Below are 12210 nucleotides of genomic sequence, written 5' to 3'. Positions count from 1 at the left end.
GGCGCACCATCTCCATGCACTGGCTCGTATCGATCGCCGAATTCCTGGTCAACGAGGTCCTCAGCCAGCCGGCGTACCTGGTCGGCCTGATCACGGCCACCGGCCTGATCGCCCTGCGCAGGTCCGCAGGGCAGATCGTCGGCGGCGCCCTCAAGGCGACGCTGGGCTTCCTGCTGATCGGGGCCGGCGCCAATCTGGTCGTCACGGCCCTCGCCCCGCTGGGCGAGATGATCCAGGGCGCGACCGGCGCGCACGGCGTCATCCCGACCAACGAGGCGATCGTCGGCATCGCGCAGGCGCAGTTCGGCGCCCGGGTCGCCTGGCTGATGATCGTCGGCTTCGGGGTCAGCCTGCTGCTGGCCCGCTTCACGCCGCTGCGGTACGTCTTCCTGACCGGCCACCACATGCTGTTCATGGCGACGCTGCTGACCGTGGTGCTGGCCACCGCCGGCCAGTCCTCGGCCGTCGTGGTGCTGGTCGGCGGCGTGCTGCTGGGCATCCTGCTGGTCTCCATGCCGGCCTTCGCGCACCCGTGGACCAAGCGCATCACCGGCGACAACACGATCGCCATCGGCCACTTCGGCACCGCCGGGTACGTCGCGGCGGGCGCGGCCGGGCAGCTGGTCGGCCGGCGCAGCCGCAGTACGGAGGACATGAAGCTGCCCGAGGGGCTGCGCTTCCTGCGGGACTCGATGGTCGCCACCGCGCTGTCCATGGTCCTGATCTACGTGATCATGGCGGTCCTCTTCCTGGCCAGGGCCGGCCGGGAGACCGCGTTCAAGGCGTTCGCGGGCGACGGCGGCGCGGCCGCCACCGGCCTCGGCAACTACGTGATGCAGTCCGTCATGCAGGGCCTGCAGTTCGGCATCGCCGTCGCGATCATCCTGTTCGGCGTGCGGACGATCCTGGGCGAGCTGGTCCCGGCGTTCCAGGGCATCGCCAGGAAGGTGGTGCCCGGCGCGGTGCCGTCGCTGGACGCGCCGATCGTCTTCCCGTACGCGCAGAACGCTGTCCTCATCGGCTTCCTCTGCAGCTTCCTCGGCGGCCTGGTCAGCCTCGGGCTGCTCTCCGCGCTCTTCCACCCGTGGTTCGGCCTCGCGCTGGTCCTGCCGGGGCTGGTGCCGCACTTCTTCACCGGTGGCGCGGCCGGCGTCTACGGCAACGCGACGGGCGGCCGGCGCGGCGCGGCCGTCGGCGCCTTCGTCAACGGCGTCCTCATCACCTTCCTGCCCGCGCTGCTCCTGAAGGTGCTCGGCGCGTTCGGCGAGGAGAACACCACCTTCGGGGACGCGGACTTCGGCTGGTTCGGCTCGCTGATCGGCAACGCGGCCAAGCCGGGCGGCGCGGGCGCCGTCGTGCTGATGCTGGCCATCGGCGCGGTGGTGCTGGGCGGCGCCGTGCTCGTGCAGAAGCGGGTGGTGGAGACCGGCTGGGATCCGGGCGCGCGCCGGGATGCCGTACTGCCCCGTACGGAAGCCCCGGCGGCCGCGGCCCCGACGACCGGCAGGACCGGCACGACCGCTCACGCGAAGATCGCGCCGCCGGCCGGCGCGCCCACGCCGCCCCCGCCGCCGGAGTCCGACTGAGTACTTTCGTGGGGAGCCCGGCGGCCGCGGCTCAGCCGGAGCGCTGCCGGGTCGGCGGGCGGATGAGGAGCATCATCGCGTCGTCCCGGGAGGCGCCGTCGCGGTAGCGGGCCAGGTCGGCTTCGAGCGTGTCCAGGACGACGGTCGGCTCGCGGTCGCAGAACGCCGTGAGGCGCTCGGCGAGGGGGTAGAACTCGCCGTCGCCGTTGCGGCATTCGGCCACCCCGTCCGTGCACAGCAGCAGCCAGTCGTCCGGCGCCGGCCGCACGACCGCGGTCGGGCACCGGTCCTGCACCATCCGCATCAGCCCGAGCGGGGCCGTCGCGTCCAGCCCGGCGAGCCAGGAAGCCCGGCCGCCGCGTACCAGGAGCGGCGGTGGATGGCCGCAGCTCAGCAGCTCCACCCGGCCGTCGTCGTACACATTGATCAGCAGCGCGGTGACGAACCCGTCGTGGTGGTGGATGCGGGTGACGGCGGTGTCCATGCGCAGCGCGATGCCCGCGAGGCTGCTCTCGTGGTGCGCGAGCTCCCGCCAGATGTGCAGCGTCTCGGCGGCCGTGGCGACCACGTCCAGGCCCTTGCCCGACACGTCGCCGATGAGCAGCCGCACCCCGAAGCGGGTGCGCTCGGCGCCGCAGATGTCGCCGCCGACCGTGGCACCGGGGGTGGCCGCGAGGTACCGCGCGTCCAGCCGCACCCCGCCCACCGACTCGGGCGGCCGGGGCAGCACCGCCGCCTGGGCCACCTGGGCCAGCCGGCCGAGGCGGGCGAGCTTGGACTCCTGGCGGCGGCTGCGGCGGGCGGCGGTGCGGGTCAGCACGGTCACCGTCAGGACGCCCGCCAGCGCCGCGACCACGTTCACCGGCCGGGCGCCCCAGCCCAGTACCGCCACGCCGCCGAGCGCCGCCGCGCCCGCGCTCAGCACATAGCGCCCGCCCGTCCGCCCGACCGCGGGCAGTGCCGCGACGGCGGGCATCAGGGGCAGGAAGAGCTGCGGGAGGCCGATGGCCCGTCCCAGGAGGGCGCAGACCATGGCCAGCGCCAGTGGGAAAAACGTTCCTCGAACCAGCCTCACGGAAGTGCCGGACGGCGGTGCGGCCGGAACGGTACTGACGCGTCCGGCCGGAGGAAGCTTCGGCATGGCGGTACCTGCCCGCAGAGCGGCGGCTGGAGCGGAACAGCCTAGTGAGCATTCGATGCACGAGGTGTGCATATGGCGAATTCCCTGAGGAAGAAGCTGGTCAAACATGTGCGCCGGACATCAGGATTCGCGCAGCGTCCAGGTCAGGAAGCGGTTCAACAGCGTCCGCTCCTCTCCCGACAGACGCAGCCGTTGCCGCCCGTAGGCCCGGGTGGCGCGCGGCATCCGGAAGGCCGTGCCCTCCTCCTTGTCCGGGTACGGCTCGATCAGCGACTGCCAGGCCAGCCCGGTGAAGGCCGCGACGAGCGGGCCGGGCGGCAGCTGCGCGTCGCCGCAGATCTCCACTGCGTGCGCCAGCTCGAAGCTGCCGGGGAAGACGCTGAGCCGCGCCCAGAGCAGCCGCTCCTCGGCCGTGCACAGCCGCAGGCTCCAGCTGAGGGATTCGCGCAGCGAACGCTGGCGGCCGGGCAGGCCGGGCGCGGTGGCCGGCAGGTCGAGCGCGGCCTCGGGCCGGGCGAAGCAGGAGAGCACGTCGGCGGCGGAGCGGTGCGCGAGCTGGTCCGCGGCGATCCGCACGGCGAGCGGCAGGCCGTCCAGCAGTGCGCAGATCCGCCGGACCGCGTCGGGCGCCGCCTCCTCGGTGTCCAGCTGCCGGGCGTACGCCGCGAACAGGCCGGTCGCGACATCGAGCGGTACGGGGGACAGCGGATACAGGCCCGGGGTACGCAGCGGGGTCCGGCTGGTGGCCAGCACGTGCAGGCGGGGGCAGGCGCTGACGAGCGCGGTGAGGACCTCGGTGCACCGCCCGGCCAGGTGTTCGCAGGTGTCCACGACCAGCAGCGCCGGGGTGTCCCCCAACGCCTCGGCCAGCGCGGCGAGTTGGGGCCTTCCCGCGGGACCGTCCATGCCCAGCGCGCGGGCCAGCCAGTGCGGCACGAGCCCGGGGTCGGCGAGCGGCGCGAGGTCGGTACGGGCCACGATCACCTCCGGGCCGAGTCCCGGCCGGCGCGCCAGCGCTCCGGCGAGCGCGCTCTTGCCGACGCCGCCGGGCCCCGTCACCGTCACCAGTCGCCGGTGCCGCAGCAGGTACTCGACCTCCGCGAGCGCCACGTCCCGCCCGGCCAGGGCGACCCGGTCGCAGTTCTCCGACTCCAACATGGATCCCGCCTCCGAAGTGCACATCCGGACCGGCCCTCTCCGGAAGAGGTGGCCAGCCTGCCCGGTGGGGCGGCACGGAGACATCGGTGACCGGCAGGGATAGGTATACCTAACTCCTTTGCGCTCTCCGGGAGTCAGGGTGTCGGCAGGCCGGGGCCGGCGCAGTGCACGTCGGCCGCCGGCACGGCCCCGTCCACCAGGTAGGCCGCCGCCGTGCCGTCGACGCAGCCGTTGCCGCGGCTGGCGAACACGCCGTGGGAGTAGTCGTCGTGCAGGGTGACCAGGCGGGAGCCGGGCAGCCGCCGCTTCAGGTCGCGGGCGCCGGTTATCGGCGTGACCGGGTCGTGTGCGGAGGCGATCAGCAGGACCGGGGGCGCGGCGGGGCTGCCGAGCGCCGTGCGGTGGGCGGGCCTGTGGTGCCAGTACGCGCACACCGAGGCCTCCATGCCGGTGAGCACCGGCTGCGGGTCGAGCCGCCGCATCCGCCGGATGTCGGCGGTCACTCGCGCGGGCGTGGGCCCGGGCCCGTCCGCGCACTTGACGGTGCGGTTGGCGGCCTCGTACGTACGGGATGCCGCGCCGTCGAAGGGGTCGGCCGGGCGCAGCGCCGCGACGGTACCGTCCCGTAGGTACGTACGCATGCCGTCGGCCAGGCCCGCCCAGCGTTCGGTGCGGCCGAGCGCCCGGTAGACGGTGCGGTCGAACTCCGCGGCGCCGAAGCCGTCGACGGGGCGGTCCGCGAGGCCGTCGCGGGTGCGCTGGTAGGCGGCGCGGACGGCCGCGGCGCTGCCGCCCAGCCCAAAGCGCTTCTCGTGCGCGGCGGCCCAGCCGAAGAAGGTGTTCCGCTGGCGCAGCAGAGCCCGGCTCTGCCGGAGGTCGAAGTCGTACCAGTCCTCGGGCCCGACGACGCTGTCCAGCACCATCCGGCCGACGCGGTGCGGGAAGTGGGCGGCGTAGGCCGCGCCGAGGTAGCTGCCGTAGGACACACCGAGGTAGCCGATCACCCGCTCGCCGAGGGCCGCGCGTATCGCGTCCATGTCGTACGCGGTCGCGGTGGTCGAGAGGTGCGGGAGGGCGGCGCCGACGCCCGTGGCGCAGTCGTCGGCCGTGCGGCGCAGGGAGTCGAGGTGAGCGCGCTCGGCGGCGGGGGTCTTCGGCACCGGGTCCCGGCTCGGCGCGTCGAAGAGGCCGCCCATGGGGCCGCAGTCCGCGGGCGCGCTGCGTCCCGTGCCGCGCGGGTCGAAGCCGATCACGTCGTACGCACGCCGCACGCGCTCGGGGAGTTTGGCGCGCTTGGTGACGGCGTACGGGAGCCCGGAGCCGCCGGGGCCGCCCGGGTTCACGAGCAGGACGCCGCGCCGCTCGTCCGGTGTGCCGGAGGCCGGTACGCGGGAGACCGCGATGCCGATGTGCCGGTCCTCGGGATGGTTCCGGTCCAGCGGGACGCTCAGCTCGCCGCACTCGACGCGGTCGGGGGTGGGCGGGTCCGGCACGGAGTCGGGGCAGGCGCCGAAGTGCAGCGCGGGGGCCGGGGGAGCGGCGGCGTGCGCGGGCGCCGCGGGGAGCAGCGTGGCGGCGGTGGCCGCGAGGGCGCAGAGCAGGGCGGGACGGCGGGCGGCGGTGATCACAGAGCTCGCATTCGGGGCAGTGGCGGGAACACCGTGCAATGAGGTGACTTGAAAATGATTATCGTTTACAGTGTGGGTCGGTCAAGCCGGAGGCCCCTCGGAAGACGGGCCGCCGGCCGGCCGGTCGTCCGCAACTCGCGTCCGGAGAAGGGGAATCGTGGCTCATCTGCTGATGGTCGAGAGCTGGGTCGGGGCAATGAGCAGGCTGCTGCCACACGCGATCCGCGAGGGCGGACACGAGTTCACGTTCCTCACCCGGGACCTGCACCACTACCTGCGCAGCGCGCCCGAGGGCACGGCACACCCGCTGCTCGGCGCCCGCAATGTGCTGACCGCCGACACCAACGACCTGGACACGCTGCTGCCGTACGCCGAGCGGCTGCACGCCGCGCTGGGCTTCGACGGCGTGCTCACCTCGTGCGACTACTACCTGCCGACCGTCGCCCGGATCGCCGGCCACCTCGGCCTGCCGGGCCCTGCGCCGGAAGCGGTCGAGACCGCCTGCCGCAAGGACGCCACCCGGCGGGTGCTCGCGGACGCCGGGCTGCCCCAGCCGCGGTTCGCGGTCTGCGCCGACCGGTCCGAAGCGGCCGCGGCCGCCGCCGGGATCGGCTACCCGCTGGTGCTCAAGCCCGTGGACCTGTGCGCCGGGATGTTCGTACGCAAGGTTGAGGACGAGGCGGAGCTGCAGCGCGCCTACCGCGCGGTCGAGGACTTCCCCGTCAACGCGCGCGGCCAGCGCCGGGCCCCCGTCGTCCTGCTCGAAGAGCTGCTGCACGGGCCCGAGGTCAGCGTGGAGACCGTGACGCACGGCGGCTCCACGCACGTCGTCGGGGTGACCGACAAGAGCGTGGGCGGGGCGCCGGCCTTCATCGAGACCGGGCACATGTTCCCCGCCGCGCTCTCCGCCGCCGACGCGGCGGCCGCTGCCGACACCGCCGTACAGGCCGTCAAGGCGCTCGGGCTGGACGGCGTCGTCGGGCACACCGAGATCAAGCTGACGCCCGACGGGCCGCGCGTTGTCGAGGTCAACCCGCGGCCCGCCGGCAACCGCATCACCGAGCTGATCCGCCACGTCACCGGTATCGACGTGGCCGCCGCCTGCATGGACGTCGCGCTCGGTCACCGGCCCGACCTGACCGTCCGCGACACCGGACTGGCCAGCGCCGCGATCGGCTTCCTCGTACCGGGGGAGGCGGGCGTGCTCGCGGACATCGACGGCGGCGAGGCCGTGCGCGCGGCGGACGGCGTACTGGAACTCCAGCTCGCCGAGCCGGGGAAGACGGTGAAGGCGGCCGGCAGCAACAACGAGTACCTCGGGCACGTCATGGCCGGGGACGCGGCCGGGCCGGGCGCCCGTACGCGCGTCGAGACGCTGCTCTCCGCGCTGCACCCCCGGGTGGTGGGCCGATGAGCCCCGCCGACGGCCCCTGTACCGCCGTCACCTCCTACGACGACCTGGTGGCCGGCGTGCTGGCCGGCGCCTACGGGCCCGATCCCGCCGAGCGGCGGATCTCCGTGGCCTTCAGTACGCGGCAGGCCGTCCGGCACACCGGGCGCAGCGGCGGCTACCGCAACGAAGTACTCAGCCTGCGGCTGGGCGCGGCGGTCGGCTCCTGCGCGGTCGAACCCGGCGCGCTGACCGACGAGGCCGTCGAGCGGTGCGTCGGCGCGGACGTCGCCGCGCTGCTGGCGCACGAGCTGCTGCCCGTACGGGTGGCGGCGCTGGACGCGTACCTGATGGACGTCGCGCCGCACGGCCCCGCGAGCGGCGCCCGCCCCTTCCCGCTGCCCTCCGGCAGCTCGCTGGAGAAGTCCCGCGCCCGGGCACGCGCCGTCGTGGAGCTGATCGACGCGGCCCCCGGCGCCCGGGTGCTCGTCGTCGGCGTCGTCAACTCGCTGCTGGAGGCGCTGCGCGAGCGCGGCCTCGTTTACGTGCCGTGCGACCTCAAGGGCGGTACGACCGAGTGGGGCGAGCCCGTCGTCACCGACGCGCTCGCCGAGCTGGCGCGCTGCGACGCGGTACTCGCCTCCGGCATGACGCTGGGCAACGGCAGCTTCGAGGCGCTGCGCGCGCACGCTGCCGCGCACGGCACGCCGCTGGTGATGTTCGCGCAGACCGGCAGCGCGGTGCTGCCGCGGTTCCTCGGGTCCGGGGTGAGCGCGGTGTGCGCCGAGCCGTACCCGTTCTTCTGGCTGGACGGCGGGCCGGGGATCGTCCACCGGTACCGCGCCGCCGGGGCCGCGTCGGCCGCCTCCGGGGCCGCCGCATGACCACGGCCGTTCTGCACCCCACCGCCAATCCGCAGCTGCTCGCGCTGCTCGGCCGCACCCCGCTCGCCCGGATCACCACCGGCCTGCCCTGCCCGCACCCCGGCTTCTGGGCCAAGCTCGAAGGGCTCGGCGCGGGCGGCATGAAGGCGCGGGCCGCGGTGTCGATGCTGCTGGGCGCGAGGGAGCGCGGCGAACTGCGGCCCGGCGCACCGGTCGTGGAGTCCACCTCCGGCACCCTCGGCGTCGGCCTGGCCTTCGCGGGACAGGCCCTCGGCCACCCCGTCGTGCTGGTCGGCGACACCGAACTGGAGCCGTCCATGCGGCAGTTGCTGCGCACGTACGGCGTCCGGCTGGAGCTGGTGGACCGCCCGGCGGCCGAGGGCGGCTGGCAGGCCGCACGGCTGGCCCGGCTGCGCGCCCTGCGCGCCGAACTCCCGGACGCGTACTGGCCCGACCAGTACAACAACCCCGACAACATCGCCGGTTACGGGTCGCTCGCCGCCGAGGTCGCCGCCGACCTGGACCACCTCGACGTGCTCGTGTGCAGCGTCGGCACCGGCGGGCACAGCGCGGGCATCGTCGGCCCGCTGCGCCGGCACTGGCCGGGCCTGCGGCTGATCGGCGTGGACGCCACCGGCTCCACGATCTTCGGGCAGCCCGCCAGGCCCCGTCTGATGCGCGGCCTCGGCAGCAGCATCCACCCGCGCAACGTCGCGTACGAGGCGTTCGACGAGGTGCACTGGGTCGGCCCGGCCGAGTCCGCCGACGCCTGCCGCCGGCTGGCCGCGGGCAACTTCGTCAGCGGCGGCTGGAGCACGGGCGCGGTGGCGCTGGTCGCCGCCTGGGCGGCCCGCGTCCACCCGGGAGCGGTCGTCGCCACCGTCTTCCCCGACGGGCCGCAGCGCTACCTCGGCACCGTCTACGACGACGACTTCGCCACCGCGCACGGGCTCGACCTCACCACCGCCGCCACCCGCCCCGTCGAGATCCCGCACCCCCGGGCCGCGGAGGCCACCGGCTGGACGCGCTGCCGGACGGTCGCCGACCCGCTCGCCGCCCCCACCCCCGCACGCCCCACTCCCCGGGAAGAGACCCCGACCCCATGAAGCTCAGCCAGCGCACCGTACGGCTCCGGCTCACCGAGCCGCTGCGCATCTCCCGCTCGACCATGGCGGCCCGCGACGCCGTCTGGCTCGCGATCGAACACCAAGGACAGCGCGGCTACGGCGAGGCCGTGGCCAGTACGTACTACGACCTCGACGCCGACACCATCGGACGGCTGCTCAGCGAGACGGCGCTGGAACTCGCCCGCTTCGAGGGCCCGGAGGCGGCGCTCGACGCGCTCCGCGAGGGCGCGCTGCCCGCGCCGGACACCCCGCCCGCCGTGACCGCCGCCGTCGAGTCGGCCCTGCTCGACCTCGTCGGCAAGCGCGCCGACATACCCGTGCACCGGCTCCTCGGCGCCGAGCAGCCGCCCCGGGCCGCGACCGCGCGCACCATCGGCATCGGCTCGCGCCGCGCCGCCGGTGAGGAGGCCGGGCGGCTGGCCCGGAACGGCTTCTCCGTCCTCAAGGTCAAGGCCGGCTCGCCCGACCCCGAGGACGACCTGGAGCGCGTGCTCGCGGTGCGGGATGCGGCGCCGCACGCCCGGCTGCTGCTGGACCCCAACGGCGCCTGGACCACCGCGCAGGCCGCGGCGCTGCTGCCCCGGTACGCCGACCTCGGCGTCGAGGCCGTCGAGCAGCCCATCGCGCCCGGCCGCCCCGAGGCGCTGGCCCGGCTCGCCGAGCGCTCGCCGCTGCCCGTCATCGCCGACGAGGACGCCGTCGGCATCGAGGACGCCCGGCGGCTCGTCGGCCGGGTGCACGGCATCAACGTCAAGCTCGCCAAGTGCGGCGGCGTGCACGCGGCGCTGCGCATCGCCGACCTGCTCGCGGGCAGCGGCACCGAGCTGATGCTCGGCTGCCTGACCGCCAGCTCGCTCGGCCTCGCCCCCGCCGTTCACCTCGCCGACCGCGCCCGCTGGGCCGACCTGGACGGCCACCTGCTGCTCGCCCACGACCCGTGGACCGGCATCGGCGGCACCGACGGCACCGTACGGGCCGGGCGGCAGCCGGGCCTCGGCGTGCGGCCGGTCCGCCACACCGACCTGCCCGACGGAACGGCCGCGCCGGCCGGCCTCGTCCAGGAGGTGCCGCGATGAAGAAGACCTGGCACGAAATGCGCGGCTTCCCGCTCGCCATCCGCCTGCTGCTGGTCAACCAGCTCGGCGTCAACACCGGCTTCTACCTGCTCATCCCGTACCTCGCGGTGCACCTGGGCGAGGACCTGGGCATGTCGGCCGCGGTCGTCGGCATCGTGCTCGGCGTCCGCAACCTCAGCCAGCAGGGCCTGTTCCTCATCGGCGGCTCGGCCGCCGACCGGCTCGGCGCGCGCGGCGTCATCATCGCGGGCTGCGCGCTGCGCACCGTCGGCTTCGCGCTCTTCGCGCTCGGCGACGGCCTGGCCGTCCTGCTCGCCGCTTCCGTACTGAGCGGACTGGCCGGGGCGCTGTTCAACCCGGCCGTGCGCGCCTACCTCGCGCAGGAGGCGGGCGACCGCAAGGCCGAGGCGTTCGCGCTGTTCAACGTCTTCGCGACCACCGGCGCGCTGGTCGGCCCGCTGCTCGGCTCCGCCCTCCTCCTGGTCGACTTCCGGGCCTCCGCGCTCACCGCCGCCGCGATCTTCGCCGTACTGACCGCGGCCCAGGCCGCCGTGCTGCCCGCCCGTACCGCCGCGCCGACGAAGAATTCCGTACTGGGCGACTGGCGCGAGGTCGTCGGCAACCGCGTCTTCCTGGCCTTCTCGCTCGCCATGGTCGGCATGTTCACCATGGAGAACCAGCTGTACCTGCTGCTGCCGGACGGCGCACGGCGGGCCACCGGCTGGGACGGCGCGGCCGGCATCGTCTTCCTCGTCGGCACCGTCGCCAACCTCACCCTCCAACTCCGCGTGACCCGCGCCCTGAAGGACCGCGGCAGCCGGTCGCGCTGGATCACCGCCGGACTCGGCCTGATGGGCCTGGCGTTCGTGCCGCCGATGGCCGTGGCCGGACTGTCCGGGCCGCCCGGCGGCCTCGGCGCCGCCGCGCTGCGCGCGCTGCCCGTGCTGGCCGGAGCGCTGCTGCTCTACCTCGGCGTGATGATCGCCCAGCCGTTCGTGATGGAGCTGATCCCCGACTTCGGCCGCGCCGAGCTGACCGGTACCTACTTCGGGCTGTTCTACGTCGTCTCCGGCATCGCCGCGGCCGTCGGCAACACCGTCGTCGGCTGGGCCATGGACGCGGGCGGGCACGCCGGCGCGGCCTGGCTGCCGTGGGCCTGCTGCCTGGCGTTCGGGCTGCTGTCCGCCGCCGGCGTGGGCTGGCTGCACCGGCTGCGCGCGCTGCCGGACCGGGCGCCCGCCGGGGCCGTGGCGGTGGCGGCGTGATCACCACCAGCAATCTGCTGACCGACAACCCCGAGCTGTACGAGGCCAGGTTCCCCGACGCCGACCGGCTGGCCGGGCGCTGGGCCGAGGACTGCCTGCGCCGGTACGGCTCGGGGCCGCGCGTCCTGGACATCGGCTGCGGCACCGGGCGCGACGCCGCGTACCTCCACCAGGTGGGCCGCTCGGTCGTCGGCGCCGACCTCTCCGAGGCGATGCTGGCGTATGCGCGCACGCACCACCCGGGGCCTGCGTACGTACGTGCCGACCTGCGCGCCTTCCGCTTCCCCGCGCGGTCCTTCGACGCCGTCGTCTGCCTGGACAGCGCCCTGCTGTACTGCCACACCGACGCCGACCTCGACGGCTTTCTGGCCTCCTGCCGACGGAGCCTGGCGCCCGGCGGGCTGCTCGTGGCGGAGATGCGCAACGGCGCCTTCTTCCTGGGCCGTACGGAACTTCTCGACGCCCCGTCGGTCAGCCGCTTCACCTGGCAGGGCACCACCTACCGGGCAAAAACCACGCTCCACGTCGACCGGGCCGCACAACTGCTGCGCCGTACCCGCGTGTGGACCGCCGACGACGGCTCGGAGCCGGTCGAGCAGCACTCCGCCTGGCGGCTGTTGTTCCCCCTGGAACTGCGCCGCGCCCTCACCGCGCACGGCTTCGAGGTGCTCGCCCTGCACGACGGACCGGGGCCGCGCACGGAGCCCGTCTGGGAGGAGGGCGCCGCGCCGGGGGACCGGCTGGACGCCGACCGGCTGCATCTCGTCGCCCGCCTGACGCGCACCGCCTGACACCGCCCACCGCCCGACGATCCACTCGTACCGGAGGACACCGCCATGCCCCACGCCCCCCTCGACGACTCCCGCTTCCCCGGCCTGCGCCGCCGGGGATTCCTCGCGGCCGCCGGCGGCGCGGCCGGGCTCGGCGCGCTCGCCCTCGACGGCTGCGGGGAGGT

General features: G+C 74.9%; 10 protein-coding genes. 7 read left to right on the top strand and 3 right to left on the bottom strand.

Annotated features, from left to right (window positions below):
* The first annotated feature begins 14 nt into the window (after positions 1 to 14).
* A complete protein-coding gene (gene ulaA / locus ABT381_RS18995; RefSeq protein ID WP_351595278.1) occupies positions 15 to 1586 on the top strand; it encodes a PTS ascorbate transporter subunit IIC in 1572 nt (523 codons plus the stop codon).
* Positions 1587 to 1617: 31 nt separating this feature from the next.
* Here the strand turns inward: ulaA and ABT381_RS18990 are convergent, their stop codons facing one another.
* From ABT381_RS18990 to ABT381_RS18980, 3 genes are all read right to left on the bottom strand, one after another.
* Complete coding sequence (locus tag ABT381_RS18990; protein ID WP_351595275.1) at positions 1618 to 2661, bottom strand: PP2C family protein-serine/threonine phosphatase; 1044 nt, start codon at positions 2659 to 2661, stop codon at positions 1618 to 1620.
* A 186-nt stretch (positions 2662 to 2847) separates the two neighbouring features.
* Positions 2848 to 3885 (bottom strand): ATP-binding protein, encoded by a 1038-nt coding sequence (locus ABT381_RS18985; RefSeq protein ID WP_351595272.1) that lies wholly within the window; start codon positions 3883 to 3885, stop codon positions 2848 to 2850.
* Between the two features lie 134 nt (positions 3886 to 4019).
* Complete coding sequence (locus ABT381_RS18980; protein ID WP_351595269.1) at positions 4020 to 5513, bottom strand: alpha/beta fold hydrolase; 1494 nt, start codon at positions 5511 to 5513, stop codon at positions 4020 to 4022.
* Positions 5514 to 5670: 157 nt separating this feature from the next.
* Between ABT381_RS18980 and ABT381_RS18975 the strand changes: the two genes are divergently transcribed.
* Genes ABT381_RS18975 through ABT381_RS18950 form a run of 6 tightly spaced genes read left to right on the top strand, consistent with a single transcriptional unit; the run spans position 5671 to position 12046 of the window.
* The gene (locus ABT381_RS18975; RefSeq protein ID WP_351595266.1) at positions 5671 to 6927 is read left to right on the top strand and encodes an ATP-grasp domain-containing protein; all 1257 of its coding nucleotides are present in this window, start codon (positions 5671 to 5673) and stop codon (positions 6925 to 6927) included.
* Complete coding sequence (locus tag ABT381_RS18970) at positions 6924 to 7787, top strand: Rossmann-like domain-containing protein (protein ID WP_351595263.1); 864 nt, start codon at positions 6924 to 6926, stop codon at positions 7785 to 7787. Before ABT381_RS18975 ends, ABT381_RS18970 begins: the two co-directional genes overlap by 4 nt.
* Positions 7784 to 8893, top strand: a complete 1110-nt coding sequence (locus ABT381_RS18965; protein ID WP_351595260.1) for a PLP-dependent cysteine synthase family protein — start codon at positions 7784 to 7786, stop codon at positions 8891 to 8893. Before ABT381_RS18970 ends, ABT381_RS18965 begins: the two co-directional genes overlap by 4 nt.
* Entirely contained in the window at positions 8890 to 9990 is a 1101-nt protein-coding gene (locus ABT381_RS18960; protein WP_351595257.1) for a dipeptide epimerase, read from the top strand. The genes ABT381_RS18965 and ABT381_RS18960 overlap by 4 nt, the downstream gene beginning before the upstream one ends.
* The gene (locus tag ABT381_RS18955) at positions 9987 to 11255 is read left to right on the top strand and encodes an MFS transporter (protein ID WP_351595254.1); all 1269 of its coding nucleotides are present in this window, start codon (positions 9987 to 9989) and stop codon (positions 11253 to 11255) included. The genes ABT381_RS18960 and ABT381_RS18955 overlap by 4 nt, the downstream gene beginning before the upstream one ends.
* Positions 11255 to 12046, top strand: coding sequence for a class I SAM-dependent DNA methyltransferase (locus ABT381_RS18950; protein WP_351595343.1), 792 nt, complete (start codon positions 11255 to 11257; stop codon positions 12044 to 12046). The genes ABT381_RS18955 and ABT381_RS18950 overlap by 1 nt, the downstream gene beginning before the upstream one ends.
* Positions 12047 to 12210: the final 164 nt, after the last annotated feature.

Origin of the sequence: Streptomyces sp. NPDC000151 (genome assembly GCF_040301705.1) — a bacterium.
Classification (GTDB): Bacteria; Actinomycetota; Actinomycetes; order Streptomycetales; family Streptomycetaceae; genus Streptomyces.
Note: the sequence above shows the minus strand (reverse complement) of the source record. Positions and strands in the feature narration are given on the sequence as shown.